This window comes from Mangrovicoccus sp. HB161399 (genome assembly GCF_013184745.1).
Taxonomy (GTDB): Bacteria; Pseudomonadota; Alphaproteobacteria; order Rhodobacterales; family Rhodobacteraceae; genus Mangrovicoccus.
Map to the genome: position 1 here is coordinate 124,554 of NZ_JAATVU010000009.1, position 17,562 is coordinate 142,115.

The window sequence follows — 17,562 nt, forward strand, 5'->3', positions numbered from 1 at the left end:
GCGCCCCTCCCGGAACTATATCCGCGCGGGCAGGCATGTGCAGGCGTCATCGCGCCGCTGGCGAAGCCCTCAGTCCCCGCCGCCGGCGCGCTTCGGCGGCAGGACCCGCTGGTCGCGCAGCATCTTCTTGAAGCCCTTCATCACCGGACGCGAGATCCGTGTCTCCGCCAGCACGCGGGCCTCGTAGACATCCATGCGGACATCCTCGGTCTCGGTGGCGCGGGCCCGGGAGATCATGGCATGGCTTTCCGCCCCGAGCTTGTCGCCGGGCAGGTGCCGCACCGCATCGTAAAGCGCCATCATGATTGCCGCCTCGTGGGGCGGCATCTTGCACTTGCCGTCCAGCACCTTCAGCGCCACGGCGATCGCGCAGTCAACGTGGGCCGGGCAGAGGGGACTAATCTCTGCCCAGCCCGCTACGTCAACACCCCCCTCGGGAGCATCGGGGGCGGACGTGATCTGCATTCTGCCGGGTCCCGGATCAGGCCGGTTCCGAGGCCAGCGCCTCGACCACGGCGGAAACCGGCAGGTTCACCCTCACGATACCCATTTCATCGAGGAATTTCTGTTCCATACGCGAAACCTCGCCTTCGATCACCGCTACGTGATTGCCTCCGGAGCGTTTGACGATCTGGCGTGCGAAAATCCTGAGCATCTGGTCATCGAAACGGCAGCCGAGGAACAGGAAGCTGCGGTTGGTGCGGCGGTGGCGGACCTCCTCGGGGATCGGCGTCTGGATGTCGATCTCGGTCAGCACCTCGACATAGTCGCTGTCCGACAGCAGGAAGCTCGATCCCTTCCGCGCGATTCCGTGCGGCTTGTAGATCAGCGAGGCCCAGTCGGGATTGGGTGCTTCCAGCTCGGTGCCGTCGGGGGCGAAGGCCTTGTTCCAGATCTCGATCCACTCGCCGTTGCGGCTCCAGCCCTGGACCCAGCCCCAGCTGGCGCCTTCGTAGGCCTTGATCAGCCCGTCATCGTACCAGGTGTCCACGACCATGGGCGGGCGAACCCGGGCCAGCCAGTCATGCACCGGGTTCCCGCCCTCGTCGGGCTCGAAGGCGCGGTTGACGATGTCGACCAGCGTCGCTCGGAACTTGCGGCTCTCAACGTATTGCGCGGCGGACCACAGGTTGCCCTGGGCGCGCTTGGGCACCCGAACCTCGCCTTCGATGATCTTGTCCAGCGCCTCCGGAGAGGCGGGCGCGCCGCCCTGGGACAGCGCCGAGACCCCGGCGCCCAGATAGGGGATGCGGCTGCCCGCCTCGACCTCGGCCAGCGCCTTCTGCAGGATGTCCATGTCGCTCATCGCTCAGTCCTCCACTTCGGCGAGCTTCTTCGCCTCGATCGTCGCGGGCAGGGAGGGCGGCTCGTCATAGGCGGGCATCTGCAGCTTCCAGCCATTGGCCAGCTTCACCCAGCCGCCCCAGATATCCGGGGTCTCGGTCTCGACGACCAGTTCCTCCAGGTCCTTCTTGGGCACGTAGACTTCCAGCCCCTTGGGCGTGTTTCTCACCATGACTTTCATTCGGCAGGCTCCTCGATGGTAAACGGCACGAGCTCCCGTTCGCGCATGCCGACGATTGATCCACGCTCCATGAAGTCGACGGCGTAGATGTAGAACTGCTGGAGGAAGACGCCGATGTCGCGCACATAGCCGACATCGCCCTTCTTCACGACGGTCTCGTTGATTTCCTTGCCGAACATCGTGCCGTCATTCTTGACGTTCTTCTTGGAGACAACCTTGTCTCCGGGCATGTATTTCGGGTCCCGATAGACCTCGATCTCGCGGTCATCCGTCGACATTGGCTCCCTCCTTCAATTGTTGCAGCCGCAGCGCGGCGGTTTCGCGGATCACGTCCTCGGGGTCGCCGAGCAGGCGCTCCGCCTCTTCGGTGCCGCCCCGTTCGGCGACCGCATGGCGCACGCGGAGGTCGTCATCCTCCACGAAAGGGCCCGGCCGCCGCCCGGCCGCCTCGCGGCGCACCAGCGGGTCGGGATCGCTGCGGAACCGGTCCAGCCAGCCCTCGCCGATGCGCCGCGCCACGATCCGCCGGATCTCCGGATCGGCATCGTGGATCGCCACCGGCAGCATTCCCGGCTCTGCCCGCCGCATCGCGATCGAGCGGACATAGCTGTCCGGGTCCGACAGCATCGGCAGCAGTTCTTCCACCGGCAGGCGGGAGGCCACGGCGATGCGGACCCGGCGGTCCTCGTCCTTGATCCGCCGCTGGGCATGGCTGACCGGCAGCCGCAGCACGGCCATCGCGCGCACCCCGGCGTCGGGGTCGTTCAGCAGCCGCGTCAGCCGGAAGACCGAGGCGAGCCTCGCGGCGTTCATCCGGGTCTCGAAATACGGCATGCCGAGGCATTCATCCGCCAGCTCGGGATTGACGAGGAAGAACCTCTCGATCCGCTTCGCGTAGCGGTCGTGCACGCAGGCCCAGCCGAGGCTGCACTTGCCCTGGTCGAGCTTGCGCTTGAAGCGGCAGGCGCTGCAGTCGAGGGGTTCCCCCTGCCAGTCGACAGGGGGAGGTCCGTCGCTCATCGCTCAGGCCGCCACGCAGGTGTCCGGCACCGGGCAGACCTCGGCGCATTGCGGGTTGTCCGCATGCCCCTCGCATTCGGTGCAGAGCGACGGGTCGATGATGTAGGTGTCGCTCTCGAAGCGGATCGCGGCGTTCGGGCATTCGAACTCGCAGGCGCCGCAGACGGTGCAGTTCTCGACGACGATCTTCAGGGACATGGGCTTGCTCCTTCTTGCTGGCGCTGGGTCAGGCGATTTCGGCTTCTTCGGCGGGAAGGCCGTTCTTGGCGCGGTAGACGGCCGAAACGGCGGTCTCGATGTACTCGTAGGCGTAATCCTCGATCGCCTCGATGCCGGCCGCGGCAAGGTCGTCCTTCGGGCAGCCGCCGATCTTGGCGACGAGGATGGTGTCGATGCCCTCCAGCGTCTTGATCACCAGCTCCAGCTTGTCTTCCTCGCCGTAGCCGCCGACGCAGTAGTTGTCGCAGCGGCGGTGGGTGACGAAGCGCACGCCGTCATTGTCGACCTCGAAGACCTGGAACTCGGTCGCATGGCCGAAATGCTGGTTGATGCGGCCGCCGCCCTTGGTCGCCACGGCGATGAGCATCGCCTCGGCATCGGGGTTCACGGCGGCCTGGGTCTCGGCCTTGGCGGTTTCGGCAGCAGCCCGGCGCTCGCCGCGCTCCTCGGCGACCCAGTCGCGGTAGGCTTCGCGCTTGGACGCGTCGTAGGTCACTTCCTCGGGCACCAGGTCCATGGTGAATTCCTGGCCGCGGTCCTCGCCGAGCAGGCCCACCGCGTCGGCGCGGCACTGGCGGCAGTGCTTCATCAGGTTGGCACCGCCGGCGCAGGCATCCTGCAGCTTCTTCAGCTCCTTGGCGGTCGGGCCGCGCTGTCCCTGAAGACCGAAGACGGTGCCGTGCTCGGGCGCCGAGATCAGCGGCATGATGTTGTGCAGGAACGCGCCGCGGGCCTTCACCTCGCGGTTCACTTCCATCAGGTGCTCGTCGTTGATCCCGGGGATCATCACCGAGTTGACCTTCACGAGGATGCCGCGCTCGTGCAGCATGTCGAGCGACTGCATCTGGCGCTCGTGCAGGATCTGCGCGGCTTCCAGGCCGGTGCGGCGCTTCTTCTCCCAGAAGATCCAGGGATAGATCTTGGTGCCGATCTCCGGGTCGATCATGTTGATCGTCAGCGTGACGTGGTCGATGTTCATGTCGAGCAGCTCGTCGACATGGTCGGGCAGGGCGAGACCGTTGGTCGACAGGCACAGCTTGATGTCGGGCAGCTGCTGCTGGACGCGGGTGAAGGTTTCCTTCGTCTTGCGCCAGTCATAGGCGGAGTCGCCCGGGCCCGCGATGCCCAGCACCGAGAGCTGCGGGATCTCGTTGGCGACCGCGATCACCTTGCGCGCGGCCTGCTCCGGGGTCAGGCGTTCGGACACGACCCCCGGGCGGCTCTCGTTGGCGCAGTCGTACTTCCGGTTGCAGTAGTTGCACTGGATGTTGCAGGCGGGCGCGACGGCCACGTGCATGCGGGCGAAATAGTGATGCGCCTCTTCCGAGTAACAGGGATGGTCCTTCACCTTTTCCCAGGTGGTCGGATCCATGTCCTCGGGGGCGTCGGAAGACCCGCAGGAAGAGCTTTCGCACCCTTGGGATTCGATGGCTTTTGTCAGGTCGTCCCGGCTGGCCACTTTCAGGCCGTCGAGCGAGATCACGTTGGCATTCATCTTCGCGCATCCTCTAAGTTTGAACCTGAGGCTTGTTCAGCAGGAAGCGTGCCAAGACGGAAAGCATTGGAAACCAGAAAGATTTTTCGGGATGCGCGGTGTCGCATTAGGGACAAATTCGGCGACATTGCGACAGCCGGGCGGCAAGGATGACGGAAAATGTCGGATATGGGCTGCGGCTTTCGCGGCGGCGGGTGCGGGACGGTTGCAACTTGCAACCGCATGGCAATGCCGCGCTGCGGCGACCGGAGGGCAGGCAGGAAAAAATGAGCGCCCCGGGCGGGACACCGGGACGCTCGACGTACCTACGGGGCGGAGAGAACCCCGTGGAACGGATCTCAGAATTTCTGGACTTCGATCCCGTGCTTCTTCAGCGCATAGGCGATCTGGCGCGGCGTCATGCCGAGGATGCGCGCGGCCTTGGCCTGCACCCAGCCCGCCTGTTCCATCGCGGCGATCAGCTCCTCGCGGTCGGTATTGGCCGTCTTCCTGGGCTGCACCGCAGGCTGCGCCGGACAGCCCGGCGGCAGGGTCGCGGCAGGGGCGGCAGGTGCCGCGCCCGCAGGCGGTCCGGAGATGACGCGCGGGGTTATCATCTGCCCCGATGCCAGCCCGCCGATCGGCGAGGCATCTCCCGATTGCAGCCGCCAGAGTTCCTCGGACAGGCAGGTGCCCTGCTTGCAGGCCATTTCGTCGGCATGGATCACGTCGTCGATCGACAGGGCGGCGGCGCGGTTCACGCAGTTTTCCAGCTCGCGCACGTTGCCCGGGAACTTGCAGGCGCAAAGCGTCGCCATCGCGGTCGGGGCAAAGGAGATCTCCGTGCCGTTCTGGTCGTTGAACTGCTTCAGGAAGAGCTCGGCCAGAGGCTTGATGTCGCCGGGACGCTCGCGCAGCGGCGGCAGGACGATCGGCACCACGCAGATCCGGAAATACAGGTCGGCACGGAACTTGCCGCTGGCCACCGCCTCTTCGAGGTCGCGGTTGGTGGCGGCGATCAAGCGGAAATCGGTCTTGACCGTCTGCGTCCCGCCGACCCGCTCGAATTCGCTTTCCTGCAGCACCCGCAAGAGCTTGGCCTGGAATTCCGGGCTGATCTCGCCGATCTCGTCGAGGAATAGCGTGCCCTTGTCGGCGAGCTCGAACCGGCCCTTCTTCTGGCCGCCGGCGCCGGTGAAGGCGCCTTTCTCGTGGCCGAAAAGCTCGGATTCCAGCAGCGTCTCGCTCAGCGCGGCACAGTTCACGGAGATGAACGGCTTCTTGGCGCGGTCGCTCTGCGAATGGATGGCGCGGGCGAAAAGCTCCTTGCCGGTGCCGCTCTCGCCGCGCAGAAGGACCGCCGCCTTGGTCTTGGCGACGCGGCTGATCCGGGCGATGACCTGGGCGATCTCGTCGCTCTCGCCGATGATCCCGTCGATCTGGATCGCGGGCAAGCTCTCGGAGGAGATGCCCTTTGCGGCCTTCAGCGCGCGGGCGGCGTCGTTCATCACCCGCTCGCGGTCCTTGGCCACCATCCGGCGGAAGCGCAGCGCCTGTTCCAGCAGCGAGCTCACCATGGTCAGGACATTGACGTCGTTCTCGGTCAGCCCGGCCATCTCGTCGTCATGCGGCCGGAAGGCGGCGATCACGCCGATCACCAGCGGAGAGCGGCTGGCCTCGCGCACCGGGACGGCCACCATCGTGTGCTTGCGGCCGCGGGCATGGGTGGGGACGGCCTCGGGACCGTAGTCCTCCTCGGCATCCCAGGCGACGATCGGAACGCCTGTGCGGAAGACCGACTTGGCTACAGCGGGCGGGATCGCGCCGCTATCGGCCGCCTCTTCGCGCCGACCGCGCGTGGTCGCGGCGATCACGTAGGGATTGACCTGCTTCCCTTCCGTCCCGGCCACGGGCTCGGACAGCAGCGCCAGCGCGCCGTTGCCGAGTCCTATGAAGGAGGACAGCACGTTCAGGACGCTGGGCATCTCCGCTATGGGATCCGCCGCGCTGGTCATGATCTTTGCAATTTCGTAGACGGCATCCAGGGTGAGGGCCGGGAGGTCGCTGCGGGTGCGACCGCCGGAAAGATGCCGGGACTTCACGTCGATATGGGCCACTGACCGCTCCTTGGCTTGGGGGTTCGCCACCTGCGTGGAGGTCAAGTTTCCTTGTTTTCCTGCTTGTATCAGGGAAATTCGGGGGGGCGGAGCGAAACCGTCCCGCTCTGTCGGCCGGGCCGGCGGAGTCCGGACAATTGCCGGAATTTGTGACAGCTGAATGACCGTTGTGCCGCGTGTGCAAACAGATCGGGCAGCTCTTGCATGATGCGCCGGAACAAAGCGAATCAGTTGATGAAACGGAGAAAATGAACGCTGCGGCAAGGGGCGGGCCCTGTGCCTATGCTGCACTGCAACAGCTTTCCCGGCGGGAAAATCGCTAGCGTCCGGAGGCAGCCCGGGCCGGGCAGTCAGACCGCGACCTTGCGGCGGCGCTGGAAGGAAGAGCCGATGCCGAGCATTGAACGGTACTTGGCGACGGTGCGCCGCGCGATGGCCAGCCCGGCCGCGTCGCTCCGCTGCACGATGGCCTCGTCGGACAGCGGTGCGGCGGGATCTTCCTCGGCGATGACCTTGCGGACGAATTCCAGCGCTGCGTCCTGCGACGCGGTGTTCTGCCCGTCGGCGGTCGGCACGGCGCGGCTGAGGAAGGCGCGCAGCGGCAGGGCGCCCGAGGGCGTGTCGATCATCCGGCCCGAGGTGGCGCGGCTGATGGTCGAGGGATGCAGTTCCAGTTCGGTTGCGACATCCTCGAGCGAGAGCGGCACCAGATGGGCGCGGCCGCTGTCGAGAAAGGCCTGCTGGCGCGCGACCAGAACGGTCGCGGCGCGCAGGAGCGTCTTGCCGCGCCGTTCCAGAGCGCCCGCCAGCGCCCGCGCCTCGGCAAGCGCGCGGCGGCGGAAGGCCTTGGCCTCGCGGTCGCGGGTTTCCGCGGGCAAGTTGTCGGGCACGACGGTGATGGACGGCAGGGTGGAGCGGGTCAGCGACACGGTCCAGCCGTTCGGACCGCGCTTCGCGGTCAGGTCCGGGGGGAAGATCGGCGTGCGGTCATGCGAGAAGGCGAGGCCCGGCTTCGGATCGAAACGGCGCAGCGCGCGGGCGATGTCGGGAATGTCGGAGGGCTCGCAATCGCACAGATCGGCCAGTTCCGCCGTCTTGCCGTCGGCGAGCAGTCCGAGATTGTCGAGCAGCACCTCGAGCTCCCAGGTCAGCATGTCGGCTTCCTGCGCCTGGATCTTCAGGCACTCGCCCAAGCTGCGGGCGAAGACCCCGACAGGCTCCAGCCCCTGCAATTCGCACAGCACGCGTTCGGCGCGGGCGACAGGGACATGGTTGCGATCTGCAACCGCCTCGACGGTCTGGCCCAGCCAGCCGGTCGGTTCCAGCGCCTCGGCAAAGGTCAGGGCGATCTGGCGGTCGGCGCCGGGCGCGAAGGTCATGTCGATCTGGCTCATGACATAGGCCATCAGCGACGGCTTGTCGGAGGCCAGCGCCGCGACCTGGTCGAAATCCTCGCCGCCGGAGGCATAGATCTGCGGCGGGCGGAACTGGATGGCCGGGTTGCTCTCGGCCTTCTTCGCCAGATGTTCGGCGAGGTCCTGGTTCGACATGCCGAGGATGCTGAGCGACGCGAGCATCTGCGCGCTCATGGTCTGGGTCTGGCGTTGGAGAAGGCCTTGGGTCAGTTGCATCTCGGGTCACCCTAGCATGGTTTTGCGCGCGGGCGCAGGCGCGGAGGCGCGGAATGGGGGCCGCGCCTCACGCATAGCCCAATCCCTGGGCAGCAGGCTGCGGACGGGTCAGGCCGGGCCGCGGCGCGGACTCGACCGTGGCGGTGGTGCGGGTGCCCCGGTGCAGCGTGATCACGCGCGAACACAGCGCGCGGATCTCTTCGGGGGCGTGGCTGATATAGATCATCGGCGTCCCGGTGCGGGCCTGCACGCGGGAGATCAGGTCCATCGTCCGGGCCTTCAGTCCGGGATCGAGCGCCGAGACCGGCTCGTCGAGCAGCAGTACGTCGGGCTCCGCGATCAGCGCACGGGCGATGGCGGCGCGCTGGCGTTCGCCGCCGGACAGGCGCTGCGGCCGCGCGTCGAGCAGATGGCCCAGGTCGAGCGCGTCCACGACTTCGGCGGCGAAGCGGTCCCGGCCCTTCGGCGCGCCGTAGCCGAGATTGCGGCGCACTGACATGTGCGGGAACAGGAGGCCCTCCTGGAACACGACGCCGACGCGGCGGTCCGCCGGGTGCAGGTTGATCCGCGACGCGCTGTCGAAGAGCACGTGGCCGTTGATGGTTATGCGTCCCGCGGCGGGTTTGCGATGACCTGCCAGGCATTGGAACAGCGTGCTCTTCCCGGCGCCCGAGGGACCGATCAGACCGGTGATTCCGGCCGCTTCGACCTGCAGGTCGAGGTCGATGAGGAAGTTGCCCTGGCGGTGGCGGAGCCGGATCTCGATCATGCCCGCGCCTCCGCCTGCATGCGGCGCGACACGGCTTCGGAGGCCATCAGGGCAAGGCCTGCCAGGGCCAGGGAAAGGATGCAGAACCGCATCGCCGCGTCCTCGCCGCCGGGGCTCTGCGTCACGGTGTAGAGCGCCAGCGGCAGGGTCTGGGTGCGGCTGGGAATGTTGCCCGCCAGCGTGATCGTCGCACCGAACTCGCCGACGGCGCGGGCGAAGGCCAGCGTGATCCCGGCGAGGATGCCGGGGGCCATGAGGGGCAGGGTGACGGTCAGGAAGACCTTGAGATCCGAGGCGCCGAGCGAGCGGGCGGCCTGTTCGTAGCGCGGGTCGATGGCCTCGGCCGACTGGCGGACGGCGCGCACCATCAGCGGAAACCCGACGACGGCGCAGGCGATGACCACCGCCGTGCCGGTGAAGGCGATGCGGATGCCGAAAAGCGCATGGAGCGGCGCGCCGATGAAGCCTTCGCGGCCGAGCGCGACCAGCAGCAGATAGCCCAGCACCACCGGCGGCAGGACCAGCGGCATGTGCACGACGGCGTTCAGCACGCCATGGCCCGGAAACCGGAACCGCCCCAGCCCCCAGCCCGCCAGCACGGCGAGCGGCAGCGACCAGAGCACCGCGGCCGCGGAGGACCGCAGCGACAGCATCAGGGCCTCGGTTTCCATCGGGCTGAGCATCAGGAGGGAGCCTCCGTCGCCGCCGGGACCGGCACGAAACCCTGCTCGGACAGGATCGCCTGTCCTTCGGGCGAAGAGAGGAACTCGATCAGACGGGCACCGCCGCCGCTGTCCTCGCCGCCCGGGACGGGCGCCGCGAGATAGAGGATCGGCGGGTGGCTGTCCGCGGGAATGTCCCAGACGGCGGCCACGCCCTCCACCCCGGCTGCGTCGGAGGCATAGACGAGGCCGAGTGCCGCCTCGCCGCGGGCAACGGCGGCCACCGTGGCCAGGGTGTTGCGGGTCGGAACCAGGGCGGTTTCAACTTGCAGCCACGCCCCGAGATGCTCCAGGGCGGCCTGGCCGTACTTGCCCACCGGGGCGACCTGCGGATCGGCCATGGCGAAATACTCGCCGCCGAGCGCCGCGGCCAGTTCCCCGGGACCAGAGAGCGGCGCCGTGCCTTCCGGCGCGATCAGCACCAGGCGGTTCGACATCAGCGTGACCACGTCGCCTTGGGCGATCCGGCCCTTGCCGACCAGATAGTCCATCCAGCGCGGATTGGCCGAGATGAAGACATCGGCGGGCGCCCCGGCCTCGATCTGGCGGGCAATGGTGCCGGAGGCGCCGTAGGACGCCACCGCCGGGATGCCGCTGGCCGCGATGGCAGCGTCGAGCGCGCGGGCGGTGGAGGCCGCCGCGAACACCGCCGGATCGGCGAGGGCGGGCAGTGCGGCTGTGGCGAGAAGCGCGGCAAGGGCCGTCCTGATCGTCATGGCGTGCTCTCCGGTAGGGCGCGGGGGCGGGCCGGTCCCGGCGGACCGGCCGGGCGGGCTCAGTGGTTGGCGAGGCCGATGGAGTCGATGCCGACGAAGCGGCGCGCATGCTTCTCGGCCTCGTCCTTGAAGACCTTGAAAACCTTTTCCTTGAGGGGCGTGGATTCGACGAAATCGAGATAGGCCTTCTTCAGCGCGGCGCGCAGCTCCAGGAAGATGGCGTTGTCGTCCATGCCGGAGAAGTCGGTCTGTCGCATGTACTGGCCGAGGCGCTTCATGATGTGCAGGCGGGAGACGTTGACGATTTCCTGCTCGTAGGGGACCAGCAGGTAGGTGAAGATGTCCTCGGCCGAGCTCAGCTTGGCCACGTGGTCCAGAACGCCGGTTTCTTCGAAATCCTTGGGCATGTGTCTTCTCCTGTTGCGTGTTTGTCAGTGGGTTTTCTCGAGCTGCGGATCGGTGCAGGTCTGGGGCTTGGGAACGGGCTGGCGCTCGATGCGCTCGTGCCGGATCAGGCGGGCCTCGAGGAAGGCGACGCGGTCGGCGAGCTGGGCGAGCGAGCGGCCCACGGGGTCGGGCATGAGGTGGTGGTTCAGGTCCACCCGGTAGGGCGAATTCGATTTCGGCGCGTCGGTCATCACCAGCCTTGCCGGGATGCCGATCACCGTGGCTTCGGGCGGCACCTCGGAGACGACGACGCTGTTCGCGCCGACGCGCGCGCCCGCGCCGACGGTGATCGGGCCCAGGATCTTTGCGCCCGCGCCGACCATGACGTTGTCGCCCAGGGTGGGGTGGCGCTTGCCCGGCGACCAGCTGACGCCGCCCAGGGTGACGCCGTGATAGAGCGTGACATTGGTGCCGATCTCGGCGGTCTCGCCGATCACCACGCCGGCGCCGTGGTCGATGAAGAAGCCGGGGCCGATCTTCGCGCCCGGGTGGATGTCGATCGCGGTCACGGCGCGCGACAGGTAGGCGAGGAACCGCGCCGGAAAGCGCCAGCCGCTCTGCCAGAGCGCGTGGGAGACCCGGTGCGCCACGGCGGCATGCAGGCCGGGATAGACCAGCGCGGTTTCGATCTTGCCGCGTGCCGCCGGGTCGCGTTCCCGGATCGAGCGGAAGTCGGAGGTGATCAGCGACCAGAGGCTCATGAGGCGCGCCCCCGGCTTTCGGCTTCCTCGATCGACCAGGCGATGGAGATCAGCGAGACGAGGTCCTCGGGCAGGGCTTCGCGCTTGGCGGCATTGGCCCAGCCGCGCAGAAGGGGCAGGACCCGCCGGACGGTCTCGGAATCGCTCGGCAGGTGGTTGGCGGCGAGCGCGGCCTGAAGTCCGGACATTCCGGAATGCTTCCCGACCGTCAGCCTGTGGGCGCGGCCGAATTTCTGCGGCGCCACGCGCGGGTCCTGATAGGTGTCGCGGTTCTTGAGGATGGCATCGACATGGATGCCGGCCTCGTGGGAGAAGACGTATTCGCCGACGATCGGCTTGTTCGGCGGCAGCGGTCGGCCGGAAGCATGGGCGACCAGAAGCGACAGCGGCAGCAGGCGGCGCAGGTCGATGCCGGTCGGGATCTCCTCGGCATCGAGCGCGGCGGAGACTTCCTCCAGCGCGGCATTCCCGGCCCGCTCGCCCAGGCCGTTGACGGTGACCGACAGGTAGTCGGCTCCGGCCTGCCAGGCAGCCAGGGTGTTGGCCGTCGCCATGCCGAAATCGTTGTGCGCGTGGAATTCCAGCGGCAGGTCGATCTTCGGCGCCAGCCTTGCGACCAGCGCATGGGCCGTGAAGGGGGTCATCAGGCCCAGCGTATCGGCCAGGCGGAAGCGGATCGCGCCGGCCGCCTTGGCGACGCGGGCAAGGTCCAGGATGAAGTCGGGATCGGCGCGGCTGGCATCCTCCGCGCCGACCGAAACGGCGAAGCCGCGGGAGGTGGCGGTATAGACCAGCGCGGCGGTCTCGCGCAGCGCCCAGTCGCGGTCGGCCTTCAGCTTGCCGACCAGCTGGCGCTCGGAAGTGGGCACGGCGAAATGCAGCCGCCGCACCCCTGTGTATTGCGCCGCGTCCAGATCCGCCATGCGCAGGCGGCACCAGACGACAGGCTCTGCATGACGCAGCTCGGACGCGATGGCCCGGATCTCGGCAACTTCCTCCGGCCCCATGGCCGCCACGCCGAGTTCGATCTCGGACACGCGCGCCTCGTCCAGCGCCAGGGCAATCGCGAGCTTCTCCTCGAAGGTGAAGGCCACGCCCGCCGTCTGCTCGCCATCGCGCAGAGTGGTGTCGCAGATCATGGCCGGACGGTTGGTCAGGGCGGGGAAATCGAGAACCGGGGACATCGCGTCAGGCTCCTCAGGCGTAAGCGGGATCGAAGTTTTCGGGCGACGCGCCGTCAGCCGACCAGAAGGGCGACATCACGCGCAGACCGGCGATGATCTCCGGCACGACGGCCAGGACCCGGTCGATCTCCTCCTCCGTCGTCTCGCGGGAGAGCGAGAAGCGGATCGCGCCATGGGCGGCAGTGAAGGGGATGTCCATCGCGCGCAGCACATGGCTGGGCTCGAGCGACCCGGAGGTGCAGGCCGAGCCGGAAGAGGCCGCGATGCCTGCCTGGTTCAGCTTCAGCAGGATCGCCTCGCCCTCGATGTACTCGAACGCGATGGTCGAGGTGTTCGGCAGCCGGTCGAGCGGATCGCCGGTGACGAAGCAATGGCCGACCGTGGCGACGAGGCCCTTTTCCAGCTTGTCGCGCAGCGCGGACATGCGGGCGATGTCCGCGGCCATGGTGGCCATGGCCATTTCCGCCGCCTTGCCGAGACCGACAATCGCCGGCGCGTTCTCGGTGCCGCCTCGGCGCCCGCGCTCCTGGTGGCCGCCGCGCTGGAGCGGACGGAACCGGGTGCCCTTCCTGAGGTAGAGCGCGCCAAGGCCCTTCGGACCGTGCAGTTTGTGCGAACTCAGCGACATCATGTCGATGTCGGTGTTCTTCACGTCGATCGGAACCTTGCCGACGGCCTGGACCGCGTCGCAATGGAACAGCGCGCCATGCCGGTGCGCCAGTTCGGCAAGGCCATCGACCGGGAAGATCGTGCCGGTCTCGTTGTTGGCCCACATGAAGCTGACCACGGCGGTCTTGTCGGAGAGCTTCTCGCGGTACTCGTCGAGGTTCAGACGGCCCTGCTTGTCGACGCCGATGCGGTGCACGACGACGCCTTCATGCTTTTCCAGCCAGTCGACGAGGCTGAGGATCGCCGGATGCTCGACCGCGGAGGTGATCACCTCGTTTCGGCCCGGCTGCACCTGCAGCGCGGAGCGGATCGCGGTGTTGTTCGATTCCGTGCCGCCGGAGGTGAAGATGATCTCGTGATCGAATTCCGCGCCGATCAGTGCCTGCAGCGAGCGGCGTGCCTCGCGCAGCGCGCCGCCGACTTCCGACCCGAAGGCGTGGATCGATGAGGCGTTGCCGAACTGCTCGGAGAAATAGGGCAGCATCGCCTCGACGACTTCCGGCCAGACGCGGGTCGTGGCGTTGTTGTCGAGATAGACGGGGGTGACCTCGGTCATGTCTTTCATCGGTCGGCTCCTCAGGTCTTTGCCACGGGGATGACCCGGACCGGACGGCCCAGTGCCTCGGAGATGATCTTCTGGATGCCGCCCAGCGTCTGGGTCGCCAGCTGGCAGCCCGAGCAGGCGCCGGTCAGGTGGACCATCACGATGTTGCCTTCGATATCCAGAAGTTCGACATCGCCGCCGTCGCGCTTGAAGGTGGGGCGCATCTCGTCGATCAGCTTGGCGACCAGGATGGCTTCCTTGGCCGGGGACAGGCCTGCAGGCGCCGCCGGTGCCGGGGCGGGGGCGACGGCCACGGCGGCCGGGGCTGCTGCCGGGGCGGCGGGCATGGCGATCTGGACAGGCGCGGAGGGCTGGGCCGGACCGGTCGGCGCGGCGACGGGCGTGTCGGGAATGACGAAGCCGGTGACTTTCTTCTTCTTCTGGGGCACCGGGGCGGAGCCGAAGATGAAGGCTTCCTCGGCCTTGATCAGGCCCTCGGCGACCATCGCCTGGTTGGTGTCGGCCAGCAGCTCTTCCAGCGGCTCGCGGCAGGAATTGCAGCCGCCGCCGGCCTTCGTGTAGAAGGTCACCATCTCCAGTGTGGTCAGCTTGTTGGTGCGGATCGCCCGCTCGATCATGCCGGCATCGACGCCGAAGCACTTGCAGATCAGCGCGCCTTCCTCGTGATCGTCCTCGTCGATCGCCTCGCCCTTGTAGGCGGCGACCGCGGCGGTCAGGGCTTCCTGGCCCATCACCGAGCAGTGCATCTTCTCGGGCGGCAGGCCGCCGAGGAATTCCGCAATGTCCTGGTTGGTCAGCTTGCGGGCCTCGTCGACGGTCTTGCCGATGACCAGCTCGGTCAGGGCGGAGGAGGAGGCGATGGCCGAACCGCAGCCGAAGGTCTGGAACTTGGCGTCCTCGATGACCTCGGTTTCCGGGTTGACCTTTAGCATCAGCTTCAGCGCGTCACCGCAGGACAGCGATCCGACCTCGCCGACCGCATTCGCGTCGGTCATGGCGCCGGCGTTGCGCGGGTTGAAGAAGTGATCCTTGACCTTGTCGGTATATTCCCACATTGGGCTGGCTCCTCAGCAGAAGGATTTGCCGCAGCCGCAGCTGCTGCTTGCATTGGGGTTGTTGAAGACGAAGCCCGAGCCTTCGAGGCCCGAGACGAAATCGATGGTGGTGCCGGACAGGTGCGCCTGGCTTTCCGGATCGACCAGGACCTTGACGGGACCGGCTTCGATCACGGCGTCGTCGGACTGGATTTCGAGCTCCAGCGCCATGCCGTATTGCAGCCCTGCACAGCCGCCGCCCTGGACCATGACGCGCAGCCCGGCGACCGGCTGTCCGGCGCCGTCGATGGCGGATTTGATGGCGGTCTGGGCGCTTTCGGTAATTGCCAGCATGTCTCTCTCCTGTTCAGGTGCGTCTGCGTTCGGAGGGAAACCAAGCATCTACCGTGCCAAGTCTTAAATGTTATGGAAGGCAATGGCTTGAATGGCGTTTGGTGCGAAGTTGGCACGCGACATTGCAAACTTTGCGACAAAGCGGTTTTGTCGCCTTTGTGCGAAACAGGCGGTCTGGACGCCTGTTTTCCGCGGACGGTTGCGCCTGCAGGAGCCGAAGGAAGACAGTCTGCCGGCCCTGCCGCGCGGCGGTGGTTGCAAGTTGAAACCCCGGGCCACGGATGCGCGACGGGGCGCCGCGGTCAGGCGGCGCCCCGGTCGGGCAGGACAGGCTGCTGGGCTCACTCTTCCAGGGCGGCGTCACGGGCCTCCATGTGCCGCAGCAGCCACAGCCCGCCGAAGCGGTCGGTCGGGTCGAGCTCGCCCGATTTCGACAGGACCTCATGGGCGAGATCGTCGCGGTGCAGCTTGGCCGCGCAGAAGCCGAGCGCCACCAGCGCCTGCATGTAGAGGCCCGGCCCGAACTCGAACTCGGTGAATCCGGCATCCTGCGGGCCGACATCCCGCCAGTCCGCGGCGATGTTCAGCTGCCGCGCCGCATGGCGCACCAGCACGTTCGCCTGTTCCAGCGCTTCGGCATGGTCATGGCTGTAGAAAAAGAACCGGTAGGCGGCGAGGCGCACCCGCCAGTCCTCGGGAGAGGCTTCCAGCGCGGCGCGGATCGCGGCAGCGCTTTCGAGCGGCCTGGTGCGGGCGGCCTCGGCACCGGCAAGGAGCGCCAGCCCCTCACTCGGCCGGGGCGAAGCAGTCGCTGTATTCAGGGCAGTCATCGCAGGTCGGACTCAGGCAGAGCGCGAAATCCTTGTCCGCGCAGATTTGGCGGTAGAAGAACTTCTTCCAGCGCATGTTCTGTGAATTGGCCTCGAAGAGGCGCGGGAAGTGGCGGCGCATCAGCGAGGACAGGGCGGGGCGGGCGGCAAGGCCGAGATCTTCCCATAGATGCGACGTCTCCATCGCGCGGCGCGCGATGATGGCCGCCAGCCACTGGGTTTCCGCGTCCAGCCGTCCGCCGCGCCACAAAAGCAGCTTCTGTATCGCCTCCTGGTCGGAGAGCGGCGCAGGCGGTTGCAGATCGAGATCGGGCAGGGTTGCATAGGGAAACCAGCGCGCCGCGAGCTTTGCCAGCGCGCCCGGCGGCAGGCCCAGAAGCTCGGGCAGGCTGCCCTTGCCCTGCGCCCGCTCCTTCAGCGCGTGGTCGAAGATGCAGGCAAAGTCGGAGCTGATCAGCATCCGTTCCGCCTGCATCCCTGCCGGGACGCGGATTTCAGGCGTCGAGAGGCGCATGGGTCTGGCAATCGGACGGGCAGACACGGTTGCAGGCGCCGCAGCCGATGCAGGCATCGGCGTTGGTCATGACCATCACGCGCTTGATGATCTCGTCCTCGTCCTCCTCGAATTCCTCGGTGCCGGGGATCAGCAGCGCGCCGTCCTCGGTATAGCCGCCGAGGCCCATGACATCGCGGCCGCAGACCTTGTAGCAGCGGCCGCAGCCGATGCATTTCTCGGCGTCGATCGCCATCAGGAATTCGGGGATGTACTCGGTTCCCCCACGGGTAAGCGCGGTCATGGGCATCGGTCAGGGTCCTTGTCGGCTGGGCCAGAAATCAGGCGGTGGCTTTCTTGGCCTCTTTCAGCGCCTTGCGCGCTGCGGCCAGTTCCTTGAACACCTCGAAGGTCTCGGCAGCGACCTCGGGGATCTTCTCCCAGTCGGTCGGCAGCTCCTCCGAGAGGTCATGCAGGTTCATCTTGGCATTGGTGGAGCGCATCGAGAGCTTCTTCACCTGGGCTTCGAGTTCTTCGACGGACATCGCGTGTCTCCTCGTCTCGCAGTGGACTTGCGCAACCGCCCCGCAAAGGGCGGTTGCACTTGAAAAGCGTCCTTCAGGCCTTTGAGGCCTCGGGGAATTTCCCGATAGTGGCGACAGCGTCGGCGGTGATCTTCTCGCCTGCCTCGCCGAGCTTGGCATAGGTCTCGAAGCCGAAGCGGTGGACGTCGCGCAGGTGCTTGGACACCACGCAGAGCTTGCCCGCGATCAGCACGATCCGGCCGAAGCCTTCATGGCTCATCTTCTGCATCTGGCTGGCCATGCAGCCGGTCTGCTTCTCGATCAGCAGCCCGATCGCGTCGTAGAACTTGGTGATGCGCCACATCACGTCGGGGTCCGGATCGCCGATGATCGGGATCTCGCGGCGCTCTTCCTTGGTGACGATGAATTCCGCCATCAGCTCGGCATCGGACTTGTCGTCCCAGGTACCGTAGCTGTCCTCGGCGCGGATCACCGCCGAAAGCTGCTTCAGGAAGGGGCTGTCGGTCATCTCGCCGCCGCGCGGGCCGTCCAGGGTTTCGGTGGCCAT

The 17,562-nt window shown here is 67.2% G+C and carries 23 protein-coding genes and 1 pseudogene; all 24 read right to left on the reverse strand.

Going from position 1 to position 17,562, the window contains the following annotated elements; translation table 11 throughout:
* Positions 1-69 precede the first annotated feature (69 nt).
* A complete protein-coding gene (locus tag HCC78_RS07340) occupies positions 70-465 on the reverse strand; it encodes a hypothetical protein (protein ID WP_216671060.1) in 396 nt (131 codons plus the stop codon).
* A gap of 16 nt (positions 466-481) precedes the next feature.
* Positions 482-1,306 (reverse strand): SIR2 family protein, encoded by an 825-nt coding sequence (locus HCC78_RS07345; protein ID WP_172328100.1) that lies wholly within the window; start codon positions 1,304-1,306, stop codon positions 482-484.
* 3 nt (positions 1,307-1,309) lie between these two features.
* On the reverse strand, positions 1,310-1,525 hold the full coding sequence (gene nifT / locus HCC78_RS07350; RefSeq protein WP_138464834.1) for a putative nitrogen fixation protein NifT: 216 nt from the start codon (positions 1,523-1,525) through the stop codon (positions 1,310-1,312).
* Positions 1,522-1,803: a nitrogen fixation protein NifZ gene (locus HCC78_RS07355; protein WP_138464832.1), complete on the reverse strand. Its 282-nt coding sequence runs from the start codon at positions 1,801-1,803 to the stop codon at positions 1,522-1,524. Before HCC78_RS07355 ends, nifT begins: the two co-directional genes overlap by 4 nt.
* A complete protein-coding gene (locus tag HCC78_RS07360; RefSeq protein WP_172328101.1) occupies positions 1,790-2,545 on the reverse strand; it encodes a 4Fe4S-binding leucine-rich repeat protein in 756 nt (251 codons plus the stop codon). Before HCC78_RS07360 ends, HCC78_RS07355 begins: the two co-directional genes overlap by 14 nt.
* A gap of 3 nt (positions 2,546-2,548) precedes the next feature.
* Positions 2,549-2,743: a 4Fe-4S binding protein gene (locus HCC78_RS07365; protein WP_172328102.1), complete on the reverse strand. Its 195-nt coding sequence runs from the start codon at positions 2,741-2,743 to the stop codon at positions 2,549-2,551.
* A gap of 28 nt (positions 2,744-2,771) precedes the next feature.
* Positions 2,772-4,259, reverse strand: a complete 1,488-nt coding sequence (gene nifB, locus HCC78_RS07370; protein ID WP_172328103.1) for a nitrogenase cofactor biosynthesis protein NifB — start codon at positions 4,257-4,259, stop codon at positions 2,772-2,774.
* A gap of 338 nt (positions 4,260-4,597) precedes the next feature.
* Positions 4,598-6,400: a nif-specific transcriptional activator NifA gene (gene nifA / locus HCC78_RS07375; protein WP_371743790.1), complete on the reverse strand. Its 1,803-nt coding sequence runs from the start codon at positions 6,398-6,400 to the stop codon at positions 4,598-4,600.
* 305 nt (positions 6,401-6,705) lie between these two features.
* Entirely contained in the window at positions 6,706-7,986 is a 1,281-nt protein-coding gene (gene rpoN / locus HCC78_RS07380; protein ID WP_172328104.1) for an RNA polymerase factor sigma-54, read from the reverse strand.
* Between the two features lie 67 nt (positions 7,987-8,053).
* On the reverse strand, positions 8,054-8,755 hold the full coding sequence (locus tag HCC78_RS07385; RefSeq protein ID WP_172328105.1) for an ATP-binding cassette domain-containing protein: 702 nt from the start codon (positions 8,753-8,755) through the stop codon (positions 8,054-8,056).
* On the reverse strand, positions 8,752-9,438 hold the full coding sequence (modB, locus tag HCC78_RS07390; RefSeq protein WP_172328106.1) for a molybdate ABC transporter permease subunit: 687 nt from the start codon (positions 9,436-9,438) through the stop codon (positions 8,752-8,754). Before modB ends, HCC78_RS07385 begins: the two co-directional genes overlap by 4 nt.
* A complete protein-coding gene (gene modA, locus HCC78_RS07395; RefSeq protein ID WP_172328107.1) occupies positions 9,438-10,193 on the reverse strand; it encodes a molybdate ABC transporter substrate-binding protein in 756 nt (251 codons plus the stop codon). The genes modB and modA overlap by 1 nt, the downstream gene beginning before the upstream one ends.
* Positions 10,194-10,252: 59 nt before the next feature.
* A complete protein-coding gene (gene nifW, locus HCC78_RS07400; protein ID WP_172328108.1) occupies positions 10,253-10,600 on the reverse strand; it encodes a nitrogenase stabilizing/protective protein NifW in 348 nt (115 codons plus the stop codon).
* 24 nt (positions 10,601-10,624) lie between these two features.
* Positions 10,625-11,341, reverse strand: a complete 717-nt coding sequence (cysE, locus tag HCC78_RS07405) for a serine O-acetyltransferase (protein ID WP_172328109.1) — start codon at positions 11,339-11,341, stop codon at positions 10,625-10,627.
* Positions 11,338-12,525 carry a homocitrate synthase gene (nifV, locus tag HCC78_RS07410; protein ID WP_172328110.1) on the reverse strand — a complete coding sequence of 396 codons (1,188 nt, stop codon included), beginning with the start codon at positions 12,523-12,525 and terminating at the stop codon, positions 11,338-11,340. The genes cysE and nifV overlap by 4 nt, the downstream gene beginning before the upstream one ends.
* A gap of 13 nt (positions 12,526-12,538) precedes the next feature.
* On the reverse strand, positions 12,539-13,759 hold the full coding sequence (nifS, locus tag HCC78_RS07415) for a cysteine desulfurase NifS (RefSeq protein ID WP_371743791.1): 1,221 nt from the start codon (positions 13,757-13,759) through the stop codon (positions 12,539-12,541).
* 11 nt (positions 13,760-13,770) lie between these two features.
* Positions 13,771-14,244, reverse strand: a complete 474-nt coding sequence (locus HCC78_RS34450; RefSeq protein WP_371743793.1) for a NifU family protein — start codon at positions 14,242-14,244, stop codon at positions 13,771-13,773.
* Positions 14,242-14,814 (reverse strand): annotated as a pseudogene (gene nifU / locus HCC78_RS33150) (Fe-S cluster assembly protein NifU); the annotation flags it as partial. The gene HCC78_RS34450 and the pseudogene nifU, both read right to left, overlap by 3 nt.
* Positions 14,815-14,826: 12 nt before the next feature.
* Positions 14,827-15,147 carry an iron-sulfur cluster assembly accessory protein gene (locus HCC78_RS07425; RefSeq protein WP_172328112.1) on the reverse strand — a complete coding sequence of 107 codons (321 nt, stop codon included), beginning with the start codon at positions 15,145-15,147 and terminating at the stop codon, positions 14,827-14,829.
* Positions 15,148-15,488: 341 nt separating this feature from the next.
* A complete protein-coding gene (locus tag HCC78_RS07430; protein ID WP_172328113.1) occupies positions 15,489-15,977 on the reverse strand; it encodes a hypothetical protein in 489 nt (162 codons plus the stop codon).
* Entirely contained in the window at positions 15,934-16,437 is a 504-nt protein-coding gene (locus HCC78_RS07435) for a nitrogen fixation protein NifQ (RefSeq protein WP_253949085.1), read from the reverse strand. Before HCC78_RS07435 ends, HCC78_RS07430 begins: the two co-directional genes overlap by 44 nt.
* A gap of 34 nt (positions 16,438-16,471) precedes the next feature.
* Entirely contained in the window at positions 16,472-16,780 is a 309-nt protein-coding gene (fdxB, locus tag HCC78_RS07440) for a ferredoxin III, nif-specific (protein ID WP_172328114.1), read from the reverse strand.
* 31 nt (positions 16,781-16,811) lie between these two features.
* Positions 16,812-17,015: a CCE_0567 family metalloprotein gene (locus HCC78_RS07445; RefSeq protein WP_172328115.1), complete on the reverse strand. Its 204-nt coding sequence runs from the start codon at positions 17,013-17,015 to the stop codon at positions 16,812-16,814.
* A gap of 73 nt (positions 17,016-17,088) precedes the next feature.
* Entirely contained in the window at positions 17,089-17,562 is a 474-nt protein-coding gene (locus tag HCC78_RS07450) for a NifX-associated nitrogen fixation protein (RefSeq protein ID WP_172328116.1), read from the reverse strand.

What these genes read in the sequence shown, in the direction of transcription:
- HCC78_RS07450 (WP_172328116.1), bottom strand. Translation starts at nt 17,562, where the DNA reads ATGGCCACCGAAACCCTGGACGGCCCGCGCGGCGGCGAGATGACCGAC.
- nifB (WP_172328103.1), bottom strand. Translation starts at nt 4,259, where the DNA reads ATGAATGCCAACGTGATCTCGCTCGACGGCCTGAAAGTGGCCAGCCGG.
- HCC78_RS07435 (WP_253949085.1), bottom strand. Translation starts at nt 16,437, where the DNA reads ATGCTGATCAGCTCCGACTTTGCCTGCATCTTCGACCACGCGCTGAAG.
- HCC78_RS07355 (WP_138464832.1), bottom strand. Translation starts at nt 1,803, where the DNA reads ATGTCGACGGATGACCGCGAGATCGAGGTCTATCGGGACCCGAAATAC.
- HCC78_RS34450 (WP_371743793.1), bottom strand. Translation starts at nt 14,244, where the DNA reads ATGGTCGCCGAGGGCCTGATCAAGGCCGAGGAAGCCTTCATCTTCGGC.
- nifS (WP_371743791.1), bottom strand. Translation starts at nt 13,759, where the DNA reads ATGAAAGACATGACCGAGGTCACCCCCGTCTATCTCGACAACAACGCC.
- nifW (WP_172328108.1), bottom strand. Translation starts at nt 10,600, where the DNA reads ATGCCCAAGGATTTCGAAGAAACCGGCGTTCTGGACCACGTGGCCAAG.
- nifT (WP_138464834.1), bottom strand. Translation starts at nt 1,525, where the DNA reads ATGAAAGTCATGGTGAGAAACACGCCCAAGGGGCTGGAAGTCTACGTG.
- HCC78_RS07425 (WP_172328112.1), bottom strand. Translation starts at nt 15,147, where the DNA reads ATGCTGGCAATTACCGAAAGCGCCCAGACCGCCATCAAATCCGCCATC.
- cysE (WP_172328109.1), bottom strand. Translation starts at nt 11,341, where the DNA reads ATGAGCCTCTGGTCGCTGATCACCTCCGACTTCCGCTCGATCCGGGAA.
- nifV (WP_172328110.1), bottom strand. Translation starts at nt 12,525, where the DNA reads ATGTCCCCGGTTCTCGATTTCCCCGCCCTGACCAACCGTCCGGCCATG.
- HCC78_RS07340 (WP_216671060.1), bottom strand. Translation starts at nt 465, where the DNA reads ATGCAGATCACGTCCGCCCCCGATGCTCCCGAGGGGGGTGTTGACGTA.
- fdxB (WP_172328114.1), bottom strand. Translation starts at nt 16,780, where the DNA reads ATGCCCATGACCGCGCTTACCCGTGGGGGAACCGAGTACATCCCCGAA.
- rpoN (WP_172328104.1), bottom strand. Translation starts at nt 7,986, where the DNA reads ATGCAACTGACCCAAGGCCTTCTCCAACGCCAGACCCAGACCATGAGC.
- modB (WP_172328106.1), bottom strand. Translation starts at nt 9,438, where the DNA reads ATGCTCAGCCCGATGGAAACCGAGGCCCTGATGCTGTCGCTGCGGTCC.
- HCC78_RS07445 (WP_172328115.1), bottom strand. Translation starts at nt 17,015, where the DNA reads ATGTCCGTCGAAGAACTCGAAGCCCAGGTGAAGAAGCTCTCGATGCGC.
- HCC78_RS07365 (WP_172328102.1), bottom strand. Translation starts at nt 2,743, where the DNA reads ATGTCCCTGAAGATCGTCGTCGAGAACTGCACCGTCTGCGGCGCCTGC.
- HCC78_RS07385 (WP_172328105.1), bottom strand. Translation starts at nt 8,755, where the DNA reads ATGATCGAGATCCGGCTCCGCCACCGCCAGGGCAACTTCCTCATCGAC.
- HCC78_RS07360 (WP_172328101.1), bottom strand. Translation starts at nt 2,545, where the DNA reads ATGAGCGACGGACCTCCCCCTGTCGACTGGCAGGGGGAACCCCTCGAC.
- HCC78_RS07430 (WP_172328113.1), bottom strand. Translation starts at nt 15,977, where the DNA reads ATGACTGCCCTGAATACAGCGACTGCTTCGCCCCGGCCGAGTGAGGGG.
- modA (WP_172328107.1), bottom strand. Translation starts at nt 10,193, where the DNA reads ATGACGATCAGGACGGCCCTTGCCGCGCTTCTCGCCACAGCCGCACTG.
- HCC78_RS07345 (WP_172328100.1), bottom strand. Translation starts at nt 1,306, where the DNA reads ATGAGCGACATGGACATCCTGCAGAAGGCGCTGGCCGAGGTCGAGGCG.